Genomic DNA, 17,955 nt, shown 5'->3' on the forward strand with positions numbered 1-17,955 from the left:
CCCGCCCTCAGGCGGCGTGCACGGGCACTCGGTCCGCCCACTTCCAGACCGGCGTTACGCGCGAGTAGTCCCATGGCCGGTTTCCTTTCACACCCGGTCGGATCACGAAGCATTTGAAGACCGAAGCAATCACCTTCCGTCGCTCATCGAAGTCCATCGCACCCGACATCCAGCGTTCCCGGATCGACTCCGGAAGTCGCACCGGCCCTTCCCCTCCTTCAGGGAAGAGAAGCTTCTCGATCGCGTCGTCCACGAGCGGGCCGCTGATGGCACAACGGCCGCAGCCCCGGGTACCGCCGCCACTACACAGGTATACGTACGGGCTTTTCTTGCTGTTGCTGCGCTTACATCCGCCCATCCTGTGATTGCAGATACCCCCAGGTCCAAACTCCGCACCGCAACGGAGGAACGCACTGGCCAGATACCGCGGTCCGGCCTTTCGCCCGGTTAGTCTCGGCGCACCACTGCCCCGATGCATGTAGAGGCTGCCGGCTGCGAACGTGGTGCAGACTGCCTGCCACTGCTCGGGGGTCACGATGGCTTGCCACTGGCCCAACACAGGCAACCCGGTGTCAGGATCGAGCAGCAGAGCGCCACGGTTGGCCCTATAGCCGCAGACCCGTGGTGCCGTCATGACCTGGGTGACGGTTTGTGGGTTAGGGACGCCGCCGCGGGTCCCTCTGACGCCCAGCCCGCACCACTCGATCGCGATGGCACGGACCGGTTTGCCGGCGATGCGATCCTCGACTGCCTTGCGCACCAGCTCCGCCTCCACGGGGTGGAGCGCGATTCTGTCCTCCTGCCAGCCGAAGGGCCGCGGCCCGCTGTGTGGCACCCCGTCAACCGCTCGAGACCAGTGCCAGTTCCGTACCCGTTGGCCACGGATCTCGGTCTCCGCGGTAGCCACTTCGAGCGAAAGCACGGCCTTTAGCAGACCTTCCTTCGAATAGGGATCGCGGATCCCGTTCTGGTCCACATGGACACGCCCCGGCTGGCAAGTTAGCGCCTCGATGAAGCGTGCGAAGTCCTCCGCTCTGCGGTAGAGGCGATCGTCCGCCACAGCGACGACGCCTCGAAGCGGCTTACCGTCGTAGACGGCCCCTCTCTTGAGGTCCGAGAGCAGTTGGTCGAAGCCCGGCCGTTCGGAGCCCGACTTGGAGGCACCGCGTCCGTTGTCGGTGTACGTGGCGACGATGACGCAGCCCTGTTCACGGGCCGACCGCTCGTTGATCCGGTGCTGGTTGTTTACCCCGTGGGCATCGCGCTTGCGGAAGTCCTCGGACGTACGGGCGTAGGAGGCGATTGGGATCAGCCCCCGTCCTGCGGACTCCGGCGCGTTGTCCATGACATGCATGACGACCTCATTCAGTAATCGAGTGCTCGTCCGACAACCACTTCAACGTGCGATCCGGGAGCAGGTCACTCTCGCGCTGACGCGCGTCAAGCAGGACACTTGTCCCGCAATCGTTGCTCTCGGAGGGGGACGCACATGCGGGACAGCCACCGGGCGGAAGCCGAGCGGCTGTTGGTACGGGCCGTCGAGGAACAGGCGCGGCGGTCGGGCGGACGGATCGATGCCAACGCACTGCTGGTGCGCGGGCGGGCCGCGCTGGAGACGATGGCGGCCGGCGCGGGCGAGGAGTACGCCGCGTACGTCAAGGCGCTGGACGAGGCGCAGGCCGGGCAGCGGTCGCTGGCGGATCGATTCAGCAGTGCGGATCTCTCAACGCCCGTGCTGGTCGCGGCCGTTGCCGCTCTGGCCGCCTTCGGTGCGGATCTGGCGTTCGGTACGGGCGCCGGCACCGCGCTCGCCGCCGGCACCGTCGTCGCGGTCGCCGGGGCCGCCGCCACCGTCGTCAAGGTCACCGCCTCGCACTGGCCCGCCGCGCACCAGCGGGCCGGCGCGCTGGCGCAGCCCGGCGGGCCCGAGCAGCTGAGGCTGCAGTGGCTGACGGCGCTGGAGGTGCGGGGGATACGTCCGTTCCTGGACCAGCAGCACGTCCTGCTGGCCGCGACCCGTGGGCGTACGGGTGCGGGTACGGCGACGAAGGCCGCCGTCGCCGGGCAGTTGCGCGGCGCCGATCGCAGCCAGGCGGCGCGCAGACGGTCCGTACTGGAGCAGTCCTTCGGGCATCTGCCCGAGCCCGACGGGCCGTTCGCGGGGCGGCGGGCGGCGATGGGGCAGATCGCGCAGTGGGTGCACGCGGCGCGGGCGAGCACCGAGACGCGGCCGACGGTCGTGGTGCTGCACGGGGCGCCCGGTTCGGGGCGTACGACGCTGGCGGTGCGGGCGGCGCATCACCTCAGGGACCAGTTCCGGGGCGCGTGTGTGGTGGATCTGCGCGGCGACACGGCGGGCGAGTCGCCGCTGTCGACGCGGGAGGCCCTGCTGCATCTGCTCAACCGGCTCGGCGCGCCGCGGGAGCAGCTGCTCTTCCGGGAGCGGTCCTCGCAGGAGCAGCAGTTGCGCAGGCTGACCGAGCTGTACCACCAGCATCTGACGGGGCTGCCGGTGACGGTGGTGCTCGACGACGCGTCGGACGCGGCGCAGGTGCGCACACTCGTGCCCGAGCGCTCGGACAGCCTGGTGCTCGTGACGGCCCGCGAGCCGCTCGATCTGCCCGCCGACATCCCGGCGTGGGTGCACCAGTTGCCGGTGGAGGCGCTGGATTCCGTAGGCGCGGAGGAGTTGCTGCGGGAGGTGGCGGAGGAGAAGGAGGGTCCGTACGACGCCCAGGCGGCGGACGGGATCGCCGAGCTGTGCGGCGGGCTGCCGCTGGCCCTGCGCGTCGCGGGTTCCTCGCTGGGCGCGCGTACGCCGCGTGCGCTGGCGGCGGATCTTGCCGCGTACGGTCCGGTCGACCCGGTGGAGCGCGCGCTGTGGCTGCGCTACACCGACCAGCCGGACGCCGCCCGCCGCCTGCTGCGCCGGCTCGCGCTCGCGGGCCGGGCGAGCCTGGGCGCGGCGGCGGCCGCGGCGCTGCTGGCCACCGACGAGCACGAGGCGCAGCGGCTGCTGGCGGAGCTGTCGCGGGCCGGGCTCATCGACCACGTGCGGGGCAGTCGCTACCGCCTGCACGATCTCGTACGGGCGTTCGCGCAGGCGCGGCTGCTCGACGAGGAGGAGCCGGCGGACCGGGCGGCGGCGCAGGAGCGCCTGATCCGCAATTACGGCGAACTGGCCGACTCGGTGATCCGCCTGGTGGACGGCAAGACGTCGACCCGCGCCGACCACTTCGGGGCCCACGGCTTCACTTCGCTCGACGCCGCCCTGCGCTGGCTGGACGACGAGTCGAGCTTCATCACGGCGGCTCTGCGCCAGGCGGAGGGGGTCGACCAGCAGGCCGTACTGAACCTCCTCGGCGCGCTGTGCGACTACTGCCTGCTGCGCGGTGACCTCTACCGCCTGGGCGAGATCAGCGAGCTGACGCAGGCCGTCGACCAGGGCCTGCTGGGCCGGTCCGTGCAGTGGCGTACGGGCATCGCGGCCCGCCAGCTCGGGGAGCTCGACAAGGCCCGTACGACCCTCTCCTCGGTGGTGGATCTCTACTTCGAGGCCCAGAACGAGGCGGGCGCCGCCCGTGCGCTGTGCTCGCTCGGCATCACGCTCCATCACCAGGGCAACCTGACGGAAGCCGCGGCGAAACTGGGCGAGGCACTCGCGCTCCAGGCGTCGGACACTCTGGCCGCCGACCGCGCGTGGACGCTGCACGCGCTGGCCGCGGTGGTGCGCGACCGGGCGAATCTCGCCGACGCCGTCAGCCACCTCGACACCGCCCTCGTCCTCCACCGGGAGAGCGAGAGCCTGCACGGGCAGGCGTGGGCGCATTTCCAGCTCGGCCAGGTGTTCCTGCGCATGGGCGACGTACCGCGGGCCGAGGGACAGCTGCGCGAGGCGCTGGATCTGTACGGGCGCACGCGCGACGGCCGCGGCGAGGCGTGGGCGCTGACGCAGCTGGCCCGTGCGCGTCTGGTGGACGGCGACCCGTCCCCGGCCGTCGACCAGCTCCGCCAGGCACTGTCGAGGCACCGCGAGGCGGAGGACGCGCGGGGCGAGGCCTGGACCCTCTACTACCTCGGGCAGGCCCTGGAGGAGTGCGGCGACGCCGATCAGGCGGTGCGTGAGCTGGAGCGGGCGCGGGGGATGTTCTCGCGGATGCGGGATGTGTACGGGCTGGCCTGCGCCCGTCACCACTCGGGCCGCGTCACGCGCGACCAGCGCGCGGCGCAGACCGGCAACCTGCGCAATTCCGGCTTCGCGCGCCAGCTCCTGGTCGACGCGCGGGCGGACTTCCACCGCATCGGCGTCGCGCACGGCGAGGCGTGGACGTGCCTGGAGCTGGCCATCGTCGACGCGGGCAACAACCGTCCGGCGCAGGCGCTGGAGCTGTGCGACGAGGCGGTGCGATTGTTCGATTCGTACGGCGACCATCGAGGCGCGGACTGGGCCCGCTTCCTGCGCTGCACGCTGCTGCCGTTCGGTTCACCGGGGGGCTCGGAGATCGGCACGGCGGTGGCCCAGGAAGAGCTCTCCCAGCTGCTCCGGGACCCCCATCCGACACGCGACGGCAAGCTGGAGGACTGCGCGGAGGCGTACGCGCTGGTGCTGGAGCGGGGCGTGGACCTGGCGGAGGGCTGGCAGGCGTGGCGCCTGGGCATGGTGCCGAATCGGCATGCGCGGGAGGTGATGGGGGTGCCGGTGGGGGTGGCGCGGGGCTGAGCGAACCGGGGCTCCGCCCCAGACCCCGCTCCTCAATCGCCGGAGGGGCTGAAAGGCTGCCGCAAGCGGCAACATCCAGCCCGTCCGGCGTTTGAGGACACGCCCGCAGGGCGTCCCTACGCGTCCTTCGGGCGCTCCCCCGCAGGGTCCCCGGAAGCCGGTGCGGAACCCGGACCGGCAGCGGAAGCCGACACCGCGGTCTTCTCGCTCTCCGCCGCCGGATCCGGCGCCTCTTCGAAGTTGACCTTGCCCATGTGGCGGTTCATCGACTTCATCAGCATCCACACGCCGACAGCCAGCGCCGCGAACACCAGGAACCCGAGCACACCCGGGGTCACCTTGTTCTTGTCGAACTTGTCCGCGGCGAGCGGCACGAACTGCGTCATTGCCAGGGTTACGTTCACATCAGGCATTGTCGCGGATGCCCGCGAACAGGTCGCTCTCGGGGAGGGACGTATCGACGAGGGACTTCGCCAGCTCGTACTCCTCCGTCGGCCAGACGTCCCGCTGGATGTCCATCGGGACGCGGAACCAGCCGCCGTCCGGGTCGATCTGCGTCGCGTGCGCGATGAGCGCCTTGTCGCGGATCTCGAAGAAGTCCGCGCACGGAACGTACGTGGTCAGCGTCCGCTCCGCCCGCTGGAACTCCTTCCACCGCTCCAGCCACTCCCCGTACGGAGACTCCATGCCGCGCTCGATCAGCGCCTCGTGGAGCGCGACGGTGCGCGGCCGGTTGAAGCCCTGGTTGTAGTAGAGCTTCTGCGGCTGGTACGCCGGGCCGAACTCCGCCTCCGGGAACTTCTCGGTGTCCGCCGCCCCCTCGAAAGCCACCATCGTGATCTTGTGGGTCATGATGTGGTCGGGGTGCGGGTAGCCGCCGTTCTCGTCGTACGTCGTGATGACCTGCGGACGGAACGTACGGATGGACTTCACCAGCCGGCCCGCCGCCACATCGACGTCCTCCAGCGCGAAGCAGCCCTGCGGCAGCGGCGGCAGCGGGTCGCCCTCCGGCAGCCCGGAGTCGACGAAGCCGAGCCACTCCTGCCGGACGCCGAGGATCTCGCGAGCCTCGTCCATCTCTTTCTTGCGGACCTCGTGGATGTGCTCCTCGATGTACTTGTCGCCCTGGAGCTTCGGATTGAGGATGGAACCGCGCTCGCCCCCCGTGCAGGTCACGACCAGCACGTCCACCCCCTCGGACACATACTTCGCCATGGTCGCCGCACCCTTGCTCGACTCGTCGTCGGGGTGTGCGTGAACGGCCATCAGTCGCAGCTGCTCAGTCAAGACTCGATCCTCAATGATTCGGCGCAATAAGCGGCTTCTATAGTGACCGAATCAGGGGGCGGAAAATTCCGGAGACAGCAGCCATCATCCGGCCGGCTCCCGACCCAGGAGGAACGATCATGACCGCGGTGCGTCAGGACCTTCCCGAAGGCCGCTACGGCCGCTCGGCGGACGAGCGCGCGGACCGCAAGCTCAAGATCGTGGGCGCCGTGCTCGGCGCCGGGCTCCTGGCGATGACGGGCTGGTTCGGTTACGACTACGTCACCGCACAGCAGATCAGCGCCGAGCTCATCAAGTTCGACACCGTCTCGGACTCCGAGGTCAAGGTCCACCTCGAAGTACGCAAGAAGGCGGACGCGGCCGGCACCTGCACCCTGCGCTCGCTCGCGGAGGACGGAGCCGAGGTGGGCCGCAGGGACGTCCGTATCGACGCGTCGGGCGGCGGGCGCATCGACGAGATCTATACGGTCCGTACAACGTCCAGGGCGACGAGCACCGAACTGACAGGCTGTACCGCGGACGGCGGTTCGACAGGCTGACCTGCGGAGATGCTGCTCCGGTAGTTTTCCTCCTCCCCCTTTTCCGCCTGAATTGTTAGGCTCGTGGTTTCGCCCGCCCCTGGAGGCACATCCTTCTGGGGAGGGCGATGCTTGCTTTGTATTCCAAGTACCGACGAGGAGCACCTGTGACCCAGACCAGCGAGAGCGTCACCTGGCTGACCCAGGAGGCGTACGACCAGCTCAAGGCCGAGCTGGAGTACCTGTCGGGTCCCGCACGCACGGAGATCGCGACGAAGATCGCGGCTGCCCGCGAGGAGGGGGACCTGCGCGAGAACGGCGGGTACCACGCGGCCAAGGAGGAGCAGGGCAAGCAGGAGCTCCGTGTGCGCCAGCTGACCCAGCTCCTGGAGAACGCGAAGGTCGGCGAGGCCCCGACGATCAGTGGTGTCGTGGCACCCGGCATGGTCGTCACGATCGCCTTCGACGGCGACGAGGACGACACGATGACGTTCCTGCTCGCCTCGCGCGAGTACGCGAGCGCCGACGTCGAGACCTACTCGCCGCAGTCGCCGCTCGGCACCGGCGTGATGGGCAAGAAGGTCGGCGAGGACGCGCAGTACGAGATGCCCAACGGCAACAAGGCTTCGGTGAAGATCCTCGAAGCCACGCCGTACCAGGGCTGAGCAGCTCAGGGGCGGTAAAGAGGAAGCCCCCGGCCGGATTACCGGGCCGGGGGCTTCCTCCGTCCGTACGGTCGGATCGTCCGTACGGTCAGATCGTCGCGGAGCGGTACTTGCGGACCGCCAGCGTCCTGAAGACCACGATGATCAGGACCGACCAGAGCAGCGAGGCCAGCACCGGGTGCTCCATGGGCCAGGCGTCGGACCGTACGACGCCCGGGTTGCCGAAGAGCTCCCGGCAGGCCTGCACCGTGGCGCTGAAGGGGTTCCACTCGGCCACCGGGCGGATCCAGGAGGCCATCATTGTCGGGTCCACGAACGCGTTGGAGACGAACGTCACGGGGAAGAGCCAGATCAGGCCGCCCGAGGTGGCTGCCTCCGGTGTCCGGACCGAGAGGCCGATCAGTGCGCCGATCCAGGAGAACGCGTATCCCAGGAACAGCAGCAGGCCGAAGGCACCGAGCGCCTTGAGGATGCCCTCGTGGATGCGCCAGCCGACCAGCAGGCCGACGACGGCGAGGACCACGACGGTCAGCGCCGTCTGCACCAGGTCGGCGAGGGTACGGCCGGTGAGGACCGCGCCGCGGGCCATGGGCAGGGAGCGGAAGCGGTCGACGAGGCCTTTGTGCATGTCGTCCGCGATGCCCGCGCCCGCGCCGGCCGTGGCGAAAGTGACGGTCTGGGCGAAGATGCCCGCCATCAGGAATTCGCGGTACCTGGCGGGGTCGAGGCTGCCGCCGATGCTCATGGAGCCGCCGAAGACGTAGCTGAAGAGGACGACGAACATCACCGGCTGGATCAGCCCGAAGATGATCATCTCGGGGATCCGCGCCATGCGGATCAGGTTCCGTTTCGCGATGACCAGCGAGTCGGTGACCGACTGGGAGAGGCCGCCGCGCGGCTTCGGGGCCCGGTTGCCGGAGGTGACGGTGTCCGTTACGGCGCTCACTCGGCGGCCTCCGCTTCTTCCTCAGCGACCTCGGCCGCGTGGCCGGTCAGCGAGATGAAAACGTCGTCAAGGGTGGGCCTGCGCAGCCCGATGTCGTCGATCTCGACCCCGCGGGTGTCCAGCTCGCGGATGACCTCGGCAAGCAGCTTGGCGCCGCCGGCGACCGGGACCGTGATCTTGCGGGTGTGCTGCTCGGTCTTGCTCGCGCCCTTACCGAAGGCGCGCAGCACCTCGTCGGCGGCGGAGAGGTACTCGGGATCGTGCACGACGACCTCGATGCGCTCGCCGCCGGTCCGGGCCTTGAGCTGGTCGGAGGTACCGCGCGCGATGACCCGGCCGTGGTCGATGGCGCAGATGTCGTGGGCCAGGTGGTCGGCCTCTTCGAGGTACTGGGTGGTGAGCAGGAGCGTCGTACCTCCCGAGACCAGTTCCTGGATGACTTCCCACAGCTGCTGGCGGTTTCGCGGGTCGAGTCCGGTGGTCGGCTCGTCCATGAACATCACGGGCGGGCTGACGACAAGCGCGGCGGCGAGGTCGAGGCGGCGGCGCATGCCGCCGGAGTAGGTCTTGGCCGTACGGTCGGCGGCGTCGGCGAGGTTGAAGCGCTCCAGAAGTTCGTCCGCGCGGACCTTCGCGGCCTTCGCGGACATCTGGTAGAGCCTGCCGACCATCTGGAGGTTCTCGCGCCCGGTGAGGTACTCGTCGACGGCGGCGAACTGGCCGGACAGGCCTATGGAGCGGCGCACTTCGTTGGGGTGTTTCAGCACGTCGATGCCGGCGACGACGGCTTTTCCGCTGTCCGGCTGGAGCAGTGTCGTCAGCACGCGCACGGCGGTGGTCTTGCCGGCGCCGTTCGGGCCGAGGAGGCCCAGGACTGTCCCTTCCGGTACGTCGAGATCGACACCGTCGAGGGCCTTTACGTCGCCGAAGGTCTTCACCAGGCCTTCGGCGTAGATGGCGCCTGGCATAAGAGGTCCCCCATGAGTACTTGGGCGAAAATTCCTCTGCGCATTTTAGTTTTGCGGGGCTTTTCCCGCCCGGTGAAGCGCCAAGCAGCAGCGCGAAGTTTTCAGGACATCACGGTGTATCCCGCTTCCCGCAGCGCCGACCTGACCTCCGCGCAGTGCTCCGGGCCCTTCGTCTCCAGGTGCAGCTCCACCTCGACTTCGGTGAGTCCCAGTCGCGGGTCGGTCCGTACATGACCCACATCGAGGACGTTGGCGTCGACCACCGACAGCACCCCGAGGAGCCCGGCCAGGGCGCCCGGACGGTCCGCCAGGCGCAGTCGCAGCGACAGATAACGGCCCGCCGCCGCCATGCCGTGCCGCAGGATGCGCTGCATCAGCAGCGGATCGACATTGCCGCCCGACAGCACCGCGACCACCGGCCCCTCGAACGACTCCGGCTTGCTCAGCAGCGCCGCGACCGGGCTCGCGCCGGCCGGTTCGACGACCATCTTGGCCCGCTCCAGGCACAGCAGCAGCGCGCTGGACAGCTCGTCCTCGGTGACCGTGACGACACCGTCGAGCAGCTGATTGATGACGGCGAAAGGTACGTCGCCGGGCCGCCCCACCTTGATGCCGTCCGCCATCGTCTGCAGTGTGTCGATCGACACCGGCCGCCCGGCCGCCAGCGACGGCGGATAGCACGCCGCGTTCGCCGCCTGTACGCCGATGATCCGCACGTCGGGCCGCAGCGCCTTGACCGCGATCGCGATACCCGCGGCCAGCCCGCCACCACCCACCCCGACGACGATCGTCCGTACCTCCGGGCACTGCTCCAGGATCTCCAGGCCGAGCGTGCCCTGCCCCGCGACGATGTCGGGGTGGTCGAAGGGGTGGATGAAGGCCGCGCCCGTGGTGTCGGAGTACTCCTGCGCGGCGGCCAGCGTCTCGTCGACGACCTGCCCGTGCATCCGCACCTCGGCGCCGTACTCCCGCGTCGCCGCGACCTTCGGCAGGGGCGCCCCGACCGGCATGAAGACCGTGGAGCGTACGCCGAGGAGGGTGGAGGCCAGCGCGACGCCCTGGGCATGGTTGCCGGCGCTGGCGGCGACGACGCCGGCCGCGCGCTGCTCCGGGGACAGGCCGGCGATCCGTACATACGCGCCGCGCAGCTTGAACGAACCGGTCCGCTGGAGGTTCTCGCACTTCAGGTGGACAGGGGATCCGACCAGCTGCGACAGATGCCGGCTGCCTTCCATCGCCGTGGTCCTCGCCACCCCCGAGAGCATCTTCTGCGCCCCGCGGATGTCGTCGAGGATGAGGTGGCGAAAGGGGTCAGACGTACGGAAGCTCATGACCGCAAGTCTGGCAGCTCAGCGGTCGGGCGGCCGCCGGGGCCCAAGGCCGTCCATCCGTTTATCGCAGCGCCGGTACGCACCCGCTGCCACCCGCGTACTCTGTCCCCCACCAAACCGACCACCGCACGAAGAGAGCCCCCAGCCATGCCCACTTCCCAGGACATGACGACTGATCCGGACACCGGCCTCCTCGATGCCCTCCAGCACCAGGTGGCCATCTTCGCCCGCCGCGCCGAGCAGACCAGGCTCGGCGGCGTGGGCCAGGTCCGCAACTCCATGGACCGCGCGGCCTATCTGCTGCTCAACCGGCTCGACCAGGAAGGCCCGATGGGCGTCAAGGCGCTCGCCGCGGGCATGGGGATCGACTCCTCGACCGTGACCAGGCAGGTCGCGCCGCTCGTCGACACGGGCCTGGTGAAGCGCACGTCGCACCCGGAGGACGGCCGCGCGGTCGTGCTCCAGCTGTCACCGCGCGGCCAGGCGCGGCTCGACGAGGTGCGGTCTTCACGGCGCGAACTGATGGCGCAGGTGACGGAGGGCTGGAGCCAGGAGGAGCGTGATTCCTTCTGCACGCTCCTGACGCGCTTCAATTCCGCGCTGTCGGCCCGCCAGAGTGCGGCTGCGGCGGAGGCGGGAGCGGAAGGTACGGACACCGGCGCAGAGGTGCCTCCGACCTCTTGACCCCGGGCCGGTTCCTGGCCTGATATGAGGGCGTGCGAGAGCGGCAGGCGAATCGGCATCGCCGCAGAGCCCGGGAGTTCGAGGCGTTCGTCGCGGGCGCGGCAGGGCGGCTGCTGCATGCCGCGACGCTTCTGACGGCCGAGCCGCCGGACGACAACGCACGTGCGCGGCAACTGCTGACCGCCGCTCTTTCCCGCACGTACGCGGACTGGGAGCGGCTGCGCGGCGAGGACCCGTACGACCGCACCCGCCAGGAACTCGCGGCCCGTTTCGCGCGTAGCGCGTGGCGCTATCGGCAGCACGTTGCCGGGGGCGGCGTACTGGAGCGGCTGACTCCGCAGGAGCGGCTGGTGCTGGTGCTGCGCCTGTACGAGGGTGTGGCCGAGGAGCAGGTGGCGGCGCAGATCGGGCTGCCGGCGGAGCGGGTCAGGGCGATCTGTACGCGCGCGGTGGCCACGATGCGCAGCAAGCCGCCGGAGGTGGCGGCGCGGTGAGCCTCCCCGACCGCAAGCAGGACGAGGTGCGGCGGATGCTGGAGGGAGCGCACCCGCCGGTCCCCGCGGACCTGGGCCCGCACGCCGCCGAGCGCGGCGCGCGCCTGCTGCGCCGCCGGACGCTCGCGCGGCGGCTGATGTGGGTGCTGTTCGCGCTGGCGGTGGTGGCGTTCATGGTGTGGGCGGCGGTGGAGCAACCGTGGGTGGCGCCGCCGACGGAGATAGCACCGCCGCTGGAGGGCTGGTAGTGGCCGTGGGGTGGGGGTGCGGTGCGAGTGCGGGTTGCCTGCGGCGCTGTCCCCTGCCCGCCCCTTGCCGAAGCTGGGGGCACCACCCAGCCCCTCCGGCGTTTGAGGAGCGGGGTCCGGGCAGCGCCCCTCACGCGGCGGAGCCGCACAGTGTCACAGCGGGAAGGGGCTGGTCGGGAAAGCGCCGCAGGCAACCCGCACCCACCCGGCGGGGCCAGGGTCAGCCCAGCATCTGCTTCAGGTCGGCCAGCAGGTCGTCGCCCGACTCGATGCCCACCGACAACCGCACCAGATCCCCCGGCACCTCCAGCGCAGACCCCGCCGCCGACGCGTGCGTCATCCGCCCCGGGTGCTCGATCAGCGACTCCACACCACCCAGCGACTCACCCAGCGTGAAGAGCTGAGCCCGGTTGCAGACCTCGACCGCCGCCTCCTCGCCGCCCTCGACGCGGAACGACACCATCCCGCCGAACGCCTTCATCTGCTTGGCCGCGGTCTCGTGTCCGGGGTGCTCCGGCAGCCCCGGGTACAGGACCTGAGTGACGCGAGCGTGCCGCGTCAGCATGTCCGCGACGCGCGTGGCGTTCTCGCTGTGGCGGTCCATCCGCACCGCGAGCGTCTTGATGCCGCGCAGCACGAGCCACGCGTCGAAGGGCCCGGCGACCGCGCCCATCGCGTTCTGGTGGTACGTCAGCTCCTCACCCAGCGCCGCGTCGTTGACGATCAGCGCGCCGCCGACGACGTCCGAGTGCCCGCCCATGTACTTCGTCGTCGAGTGCACGACGACATCCGCGCCGAGCGCGAGCGGCTGCTGGAGGTAGGGGCTCGCGAAGGTGTTGTCGACGACCAGCCGGACGCCGGCCGCCCGCGCGATACCCGCGAGCGCCTGGATGTCGCTGATGCCGAGGAGCGGGTTCGAGGGGGTCTCGACCCAGATCACCTTGGTCTGCGGGGTGAGGGCCGCGCGTACCGCGTCCGGGTCGGAGGTGTCGGCGACCGAGAAGGTCACGCCCCACCGCGAGACGACCTTGGCGAAGAGCCGGAAGGTGCCGCCGTACGCGTCGTTCGGGATGACCACGTGGTCCCCGGGGCTCAGCAGGGTCCTCAGCAGGCAGTCCTCCGCCGCGAGGCCCGACGCGAAGGCCAGCCCGAGGCTGCCGCCTTCCAGTGCCGCCAGGTTCTCCTCCAGGGCGGTGCGGGTCGGGTTGGCGCTGCGGCTGTACTCGTAGCCGCCGCGCAGGCCGCCCACGCCGTCCTGCTTGTACGTGGACACCTGATAGATCGGCGGTACGACCGCGCCTGTGAGGGGGTCCGCGGTGTTACCGGCGTGGATCGCAAGGGTCTCGAAGCTGTGGTCATCGCTCATGGGAAACGAGCGTAGTTCGTCGGCGCCCCCGTCACTCCCCGGCCCTTCGGAGCGTCCCGCCGCCGTCCGGGACAATGGAGCCATGGAGATTCTCTGGTTCCTGATCGCTCTGTGCATGCTGGCGGCGGTCATCGGCCCTGTCGTGCTGCGCAGGCGCGCCGGCGGCATCCGCCTGGTCGCGCCCGGCTCCCCCGACGCCGCCGACCCGGCCGACTACGGCTTCGTACGCCAGGAGCTGCTCGACGTCCGGATGCCGGGCCCGGACCAGGACCTGGAAGACGTACTGGAAGTGGTGCAGCGCTCCGAGGACTGGCGGGCCGCCGCGCAGCTGCTGGCCGGGACGCCCAAGGACGGCGAGGTGCGCTGGCAGCGCGTGCAGGCGTTCGCCGGGGCGGCGTCGCTGGAGCTGGCGCAGAAGCCCGGCGAGGGCGGGCGCTGGCTGCGGTCGTGGCGCGCCGAGGCACCCAAGGACGCGGGCGGCGCGCAGGTGCACGCCGAGTTCCTGGTGCAGCAGGCGTGGCGTACGTCGACGCCGGGCACGGACGACTTCCGGATCATCCTGGAGGAGGCCCGTACGGTGTGCGGCGAGGCGGCGCTTCTCGCGCCGGGCGACCCCGTTCCGTACATCACCGAACTGGCTGTCGCGCGCGGACTGGCCTACCCGGAGGCCGAGTTCGACCAGCTGTGGGCGAAGATCCTGGACCGCGCCCCGACCCACATGGGCGCGCATCTCGCCGCGCTGAGCTACCGCAGCGAGAACTGGCACGGCTCGCGCGAGGCCGCCGACGCCTTCGCGACCGCGGCCGCCGCCCGCGCGCCGCAGGGCTCTCTGCTCGCGGCGCTGCCCCTGTTCGCGGTGTACGAGCACCTGCCCGAGGTGAACCTCGTGCGCGGTTTCTACCAGAGCGCCGTGGTGACGAGGGCGATGGAGGGCGCGCTCTACGCGGTGCACGCCGCACGCCCCGACGACCCGATGCTGGCGCACGTACGGCACCTGCTGATCCTCTTCCTCGTACGCGCCGAACGCTGGTCGGAGGCCATGGACCAGCTGCGGCACGTGGACGGTCACGTCGGCGCGCTCCCCTGGACGCACAGCCCCGACCCGGCGGCGGACTACGCGGTGTACCGGGCGCTGGCGGTCGCCGGGTACGAGGCGAACGGCGGCAGCCCGGCGACGTTGAGGGGGTGACGCGCTGAGCGCCGGCGGTCTGCCCCTGCGGCGGTGGCGGGCGCGGCGCAGGCGGCACGACGGCGGAAGCGGCGCTGAGAGGGGGCGGAGGGCGAGGGGGCAGGCAGCGCGCCCGGTTTTGCGGAATCCTCGGCCGCCTCCGCGCGTTGACCCTAGGCGCAGACCGTCCAGGAGGAGATCCGCATGATGTTCGGCCGTACCCCCCAGCTCCCCACCCCGGAGCAGGCCCTGAAGGGCCGCCCGACCCCGGAGTTCGAGGTCCCTTCCCGGCACACGGTCCTGGGCAATCCTCTCCTGGGCCCGTACCCCGAGGGCCTGGAGATCGCCGACTTCGGCATGGGCTGTTTCTGGGGCGCGGAACGCAAGTTCTGGCAGACGGAGGGCGTCTGGACGACGCTCGTCGGCTACCAGGGCGGCTACACCGAGAACCCGGCGTACGAGGAGGCATGCTCGGGCCTGACGGGCCACACGGAGGCGGCGCGAGTCGTCTTCGGCCCTTCCGTCGTCTCGTACGAGCAGCTGCTGAAGGTCTTCTGGGAGAACCACAACCCGACCCAGGGCTTCCGCCAGGGCAACGACGTGGGCACGCAGTACCGCTCGGCGATCTACACCCACTCCCCCGCCCAGGCGGCGGCCGCGGAGGCGTCCCGCGAGGCGTACCAGAAGGTGCTGACCGCCACGGGCCACGGCACGATCACGACGGAGATCCTCCCGGCGGACACCCGCCCCTTCTGGCCGGCGGAGCCGTACCACCAGCAGTACCTCGACAAGAACCCGGCGGGCTACTGCGGTATCGGCGGGACGGGCGTTTCCTGCCCGATCGGCGTGGCGAAGGCGAACGGCTGAGCAGGGGTGTGTACGGGGTGTACGGCTGAGTAGGGCTGTGGGAGTGTGCGGCTGCCCGGTCGTCTTCCTCATCGCCCAGCCGCCGCGGCTGCGGCCGGTGGGTCAGGGGTGGCGACCCGAGGCTCGAAGGGCGGCCGCATGCCGGAGCAGGTCCTCGACTTCGAGGGGGGCTCTCTCCAGCTCGGCGATCCACCGGCAGCGACACGCCAGCCACTCCCCGAGCCGTCCCCGTAGGCTCCCCCCCGGGGGCGGGCGGGCCTCCGGCGCCACCCTCCGAAAAGGCGGCCCCGTCGCAGATGCGATCAACGCCCCGGGGCCGCTCGAAGCCACCCTCCCCGCTCACGCCCCCGCACGATCCTGTGCCCCGCTGAGCGATATGACTGGTAGACAGCGGTAATGACCTACTACGCAGACTTGACGCCCTACACCTATGACACCGACGAATCCGCGACGCGAGAAGCAGCCGCGCCAGTCGGCGGCTCTCACGACTCTCGCGACTTTCGTGGGCTTCCGCAGGTCAATGTGGGCTGGCTCGCGCGTGTCAGGCCGTACGCCAAAGGTGATCCTTCTCCGCAACTGGTGGAAACGCTCAAGCAGATGCAACGCACTCACCGCGTCCAGCAGACCCGCGGCTACCACTTCTGCCCCTGGTGCGCCGCAAGGCTCCTCGGCCTCCTCGGCGCGCGAGACAACTGCCCTCGCGGCAGCGCCGAGATACGAGTCATCGGTGAGGGCGTCGTCTATGCCGCGCCGGAGCTGATCGCCCATTACGTCGAAGCCCACAACTACGCACCACCGGCCGAATTCGTCCGAGCGGTCCTGGCGTCCAGAGCCTGACTCCCCCTAACCGCCAAACCCCACCCCCTTATTCGGTGGTGGCGAGCGGCTCCGCACACCACGATCAGAAGATGCGCAGCATATTTCTCGAGACCGAGCGGCTCGTCCTTCGTGCGTTCGGTGAGGCCGAGGCCGAGGACGAAGACCAAGACAGCGACATCGATCGGCTCGTCGCCCTCGACAGTGATCCCGAAGTCATGCGCTTCATCAACGGAGGGCGGCCCACCTCCCGCGCATTCGTCATCGAGCGCGTACTGCCGCAGCTGACGCACGACTATCCCTGCATCGGAACCCGCGGCTTCTGGGCCGCCGAGGAAAAAGCGACGGGAGCGTTCCTCGGCTGGTTCGAGTTCCGGCCGCTCGCCGACGACAGCGCCGATGTCGTCGAGCTCGGGTACCGGCTCGGCCGGGCGGCCTGGGGGCGCGGCTACGCCACCGAAGGAGCTCGCGCCCTGATCGAGAAGGGGTTCACCGACCTCGGCGTGCAAAGAGTGACTGCGGACACCATGTACGTCAACTCCCGTTCCCGGCGCGTGATGGAGAAGGCGGGCCTCCTCTTCGTACGCCGCTGGTTCGGGGAGTGGCCCGACAGCATCGACGGCTGGGAGCAAGGGGACGTTGCGTACGCGCTGGAACGCAGCCAGTGGACGGGTGGCCCGACCCACACCCGCCACCCCACCTACCGAGTCCGGTAATTCTCCAGCCCGTGTACGTACCGTGACCCTGACCAGGGATTATTACGTCCCGTGTTCACGAACCTCGTCACCGCCGTCGGCCTGGCCGCTCTCGCCTGGGCGCTCGTCCATGTCGCCCGCCTCGCCCTCCGCAACCAGCAGGCCAAGCGCTTCGACGCCACCGCCTACGGCCTCGTCCCCCGCGATCAACTCGACAACCGGCGCGCCGGCCCGCCCCGCGACGAGCCCGCGCTTCGAATCGCCCTCGACGCCGCCTGCCAGGGCGATTGGGAGCCCGCCTCCGGCCTGTTGGCCGCAGCCTCGGACGACAAGGCATGGGAGACGCGCTGGCGGCTCGTCGAAGTCTTCGCGGACGTCGCCGTCGAGGACGAGCGCTGGCTGCGGACCTGGCGCGCCGAGCGGCCGCGGGACGCGGACGCCGTGGTCGTACACGCGCACGCGCTCCTCCTGCGCGCCTGGGCGGCGCGCGGTGCGAAGTACGCCGGGCAGACCTCGGACGGCCGGATGGCACTCTTCGCCGAGCTGCTGCCGACCGCGATGTACGCCGCCCAGGAGGCCGCCAGGCTGGCGCCGCGCGACCCCTGCCCGTGGATCACGATGGTCGCCGCCGCGCGCGGACTCGGGCTCTCGCACGACGAGTTCCGGCAGCTGTGGGCCGAACTCACCGCTCGCGCGCCGCAGCATTACGACGCACACTGGCAGGCCCTCCAGTACTGGTCCCAGAAGTGGTACGGCTCCCACAAGCTGATGTTCAAGTTCGCCAAGGAGGCGGCCGCGTCGGCGCCCGCCAACAGCCTGCTCTCCGCCATCTGCCTGCACGCCGTCCACGAGGCCGTGCTCCAGGAGGGCGACCAGGCCTACCGCACCTGGGTCACCAAGCCGATGCTCGCCCGGATCCAGGCCGATCTGGCCCAGGCAGAGCCCGACGATCCCCGGCTGCCCCCGATACGACACCTCCTCGCCGCGACCCTCGTGAAGACCGGGCGCTACGCCGAAGCCCTGGCGCAGTTCCGGCTGATCGGCGGCTGGTGCGGAGCCGCCCCGTGGACCGACGCCAACGACCCCACGCCGGCCTTCGATCACGCCCGTGGCCTCGCCGCGCTGGGATCCGGCCGCCCGTGAGGAGCGGCAGACGAGGACGGTCCCCCCGTCATCCCGCAG

General features: G+C 70.4%; 18 protein-coding genes. 11 read left to right on the forward strand and 7 right to left on the reverse strand.

Annotated elements, in window-relative coordinates:
- Positions 1-7: 7 nt before the first annotated feature.
- The gene (locus tag J7E89_RS07665; protein ID WP_214969921.1) at positions 8-1,354 is read right to left on the reverse strand and encodes a recombinase family protein; all 1,347 of its coding nucleotides are present in this window, start codon (positions 1,352-1,354) and stop codon (positions 8-10) included.
- 135 nt (positions 1,355-1,489) lie between these two features.
- Here J7E89_RS07665 and J7E89_RS07670 point away from each other — a divergent pair, with 135 nt between their 5' ends.
- A complete protein-coding gene (locus J7E89_RS07670) occupies positions 1,490-4,720 on the forward strand; it encodes a tetratricopeptide repeat protein (protein ID WP_214969924.1) in 3,231 nt (1,076 codons plus the stop codon).
- 116 nt (positions 4,721-4,836) lie between these two features.
- On the opposite strand, the gene J7E89_RS07675 is transcribed toward J7E89_RS07670, so the two are convergent.
- Complete coding sequence (locus tag J7E89_RS07675; RefSeq protein WP_251060221.1) at positions 4,837-5,133, reverse strand: hypothetical protein; 297 nt, start codon at positions 5,131-5,133, stop codon at positions 4,837-4,839.
- Complete coding sequence (mca, locus tag J7E89_RS07680) at positions 5,126-6,007, reverse strand: mycothiol conjugate amidase Mca (RefSeq protein WP_214969928.1); 882 nt, start codon at positions 6,005-6,007, stop codon at positions 5,126-5,128. The genes J7E89_RS07675 and mca overlap by 8 nt, the downstream gene beginning before the upstream one ends.
- A 119-nt stretch (positions 6,008-6,126) precedes the next feature.
- Between mca and J7E89_RS07685 the strand changes: the two genes are divergently transcribed.
- Positions 6,127-6,546 (forward strand): DUF4307 domain-containing protein, encoded by a 420-nt coding sequence (locus J7E89_RS07685; RefSeq protein ID WP_214969942.1) that lies wholly within the window; start codon positions 6,127-6,129, stop codon positions 6,544-6,546.
- A gap of 146 nt (positions 6,547-6,692) precedes the next feature.
- A complete protein-coding gene (gene greA / locus J7E89_RS07690) occupies positions 6,693-7,190 on the forward strand; it encodes a transcription elongation factor GreA (protein ID WP_214969945.1) in 498 nt (165 codons plus the stop codon).
- 88 nt (positions 7,191-7,278) lie between these two features.
- Here the strand turns inward: greA and J7E89_RS07695 are convergent, their stop codons facing one another.
- The 3 genes from J7E89_RS07695 to ilvA form a co-directional block, all read right to left on the reverse strand.
- Complete coding sequence (locus tag J7E89_RS07695) at positions 7,279-8,136, reverse strand: ABC transporter permease (RefSeq protein ID WP_214969948.1); 858 nt, start codon at positions 8,134-8,136, stop codon at positions 7,279-7,281.
- On the reverse strand, positions 8,133-9,104 hold the full coding sequence (locus J7E89_RS07700; RefSeq protein ID WP_214969951.1) for an ATP-binding cassette domain-containing protein: 972 nt from the start codon (positions 9,102-9,104) through the stop codon (positions 8,133-8,135). Before J7E89_RS07700 ends, J7E89_RS07695 begins: the two co-directional genes overlap by 4 nt.
- Positions 9,105-9,205: 101 nt before the next feature.
- A complete protein-coding gene (ilvA, locus tag J7E89_RS07705; protein ID WP_214969954.1) occupies positions 9,206-10,435 on the reverse strand; it encodes a threonine ammonia-lyase in 1,230 nt (409 codons plus the stop codon).
- Between the two features lie 147 nt (positions 10,436-10,582).
- Here ilvA and J7E89_RS07710 point away from each other — a divergent pair, with 147 nt between their 5' ends.
- The 3 genes from J7E89_RS07710 to J7E89_RS07720 are packed head-to-tail and all read left to right on the forward strand — an operon-like array spanning position 10,583 to position 11,861.
- Complete coding sequence (locus tag J7E89_RS07710; protein WP_214969956.1) at positions 10,583-11,119, forward strand: MarR family winged helix-turn-helix transcriptional regulator; 537 nt, start codon at positions 10,583-10,585, stop codon at positions 11,117-11,119.
- Positions 11,120-11,151: 32 nt separating this feature from the next.
- Complete coding sequence (locus J7E89_RS07715; protein WP_214969958.1) at positions 11,152-11,613, forward strand: sigma factor-like helix-turn-helix DNA-binding protein; 462 nt, start codon at positions 11,152-11,154, stop codon at positions 11,611-11,613.
- Positions 11,610-11,861, forward strand: a complete 252-nt coding sequence (locus J7E89_RS07720) for a hypothetical protein (protein ID WP_214969960.1) — start codon at positions 11,610-11,612, stop codon at positions 11,859-11,861. Before J7E89_RS07715 ends, J7E89_RS07720 begins: the two co-directional genes overlap by 4 nt.
- 220 nt (positions 11,862-12,081) lie before the next feature.
- On the opposite strand, the gene J7E89_RS07725 is transcribed toward J7E89_RS07720, so the two are convergent.
- A complete protein-coding gene (locus J7E89_RS07725) occupies positions 12,082-13,227 on the reverse strand; it encodes a cystathionine gamma-synthase (RefSeq protein ID WP_214969962.1) in 1,146 nt (381 codons plus the stop codon).
- Between the two features lie 82 nt (positions 13,228-13,309).
- Between J7E89_RS07725 and J7E89_RS07730 the strand changes: the two genes are divergently transcribed.
- From J7E89_RS07730 to J7E89_RS07750, 5 genes are all read left to right on the forward strand, one after another.
- Entirely contained in the window at positions 13,310-14,416 is a 1,107-nt protein-coding gene (locus tag J7E89_RS07730; protein ID WP_214969964.1) for a hypothetical protein, read from the forward strand.
- 183 nt (positions 14,417-14,599) lie between these two features.
- Complete coding sequence (gene msrA, locus J7E89_RS07735; protein WP_214969966.1) at positions 14,600-15,262, forward strand: peptide-methionine (S)-S-oxide reductase MsrA; 663 nt, start codon at positions 14,600-14,602, stop codon at positions 15,260-15,262.
- Between the two features lie 597 nt (positions 15,263-15,859).
- Complete coding sequence (locus J7E89_RS07740; RefSeq protein WP_214969968.1) at positions 15,860-16,099, forward strand: hypothetical protein; 240 nt, start codon at positions 15,860-15,862, stop codon at positions 16,097-16,099.
- A 71-nt stretch (positions 16,100-16,170) separates the two neighbouring features.
- On the forward strand, positions 16,171-16,794 hold the full coding sequence (locus tag J7E89_RS07745) for a GNAT family N-acetyltransferase (protein ID WP_214969970.1): 624 nt from the start codon (positions 16,171-16,173) through the stop codon (positions 16,792-16,794).
- Between the two features lie 51 nt (positions 16,795-16,845).
- Positions 16,846-17,916, forward strand: coding sequence for a hypothetical protein (locus J7E89_RS07750; RefSeq protein ID WP_214969972.1), 1,071 nt, complete (start codon positions 16,846-16,848; stop codon positions 17,914-17,916).
- Positions 17,917-17,955: the final 39 nt, after the last annotated feature.

Origin of the sequence: Streptomyces sp. ISL-100 (assembly GCF_018614615.1) — a bacterium.
Taxonomy (GTDB): domain Bacteria; phylum Actinomycetota; class Actinomycetes; order Streptomycetales; family Streptomycetaceae; genus Streptomyces.

What these genes read in the sequence shown, in the direction of transcription:
- J7E89_RS07730 (WP_214969964.1), top strand. Translation starts at nt 13,310, where the DNA reads ATGGAGATTCTCTGGTTCCTGATCGCTCTGTGCATGCTGGCGGCGGTC.
- J7E89_RS07700 (WP_214969951.1), bottom strand. Translation starts at nt 9,104, where the DNA reads ATGCCAGGCGCCATCTACGCCGAAGGCCTGGTGAAGACCTTCGGCGAC.
- msrA (WP_214969966.1), top strand. Translation starts at nt 14,600, where the DNA reads ATGATGTTCGGCCGTACCCCCCAGCTCCCCACCCCGGAGCAGGCCCTG.
- J7E89_RS07665 (WP_214969921.1), bottom strand. Translation starts at nt 1,354, where the DNA reads ATGCATGTCATGGACAACGCGCCGGAGTCCGCAGGACGGGGGCTGATC.
- ilvA (WP_214969954.1), bottom strand. Translation starts at nt 10,435, where the DNA reads ATGAGCTTCCGTACGTCTGACCCCTTTCGCCACCTCATCCTCGACGAC.
- J7E89_RS07725 (WP_214969962.1), bottom strand. Translation starts at nt 13,227, where the DNA reads ATGAGCGATGACCACAGCTTCGAGACCCTTGCGATCCACGCCGGTAAC.
- J7E89_RS07745 (WP_214969970.1), top strand. Translation starts at nt 16,171, where the DNA reads ATGCGCAGCATATTTCTCGAGACCGAGCGGCTCGTCCTTCGTGCGTTC.
- J7E89_RS07670 (WP_214969924.1), top strand. Translation starts at nt 1,490, where the DNA reads ATGCGGGACAGCCACCGGGCGGAAGCCGAGCGGCTGTTGGTACGGGCC.
- J7E89_RS07710 (WP_214969956.1), top strand. Translation starts at nt 10,583, where the DNA reads ATGCCCACTTCCCAGGACATGACGACTGATCCGGACACCGGCCTCCTC.
- J7E89_RS07675 (WP_251060221.1), bottom strand. Translation starts at nt 5,133, where the DNA reads ATGCCTGATGTGAACGTAACCCTGGCAATGACGCAGTTCGTGCCGCTC.
- J7E89_RS07740 (WP_214969968.1), top strand. Translation starts at nt 15,860, where the DNA reads ATGCAACGCACTCACCGCGTCCAGCAGACCCGCGGCTACCACTTCTGC.
- J7E89_RS07685 (WP_214969942.1), top strand. Translation starts at nt 6,127, where the DNA reads ATGACCGCGGTGCGTCAGGACCTTCCCGAAGGCCGCTACGGCCGCTCG.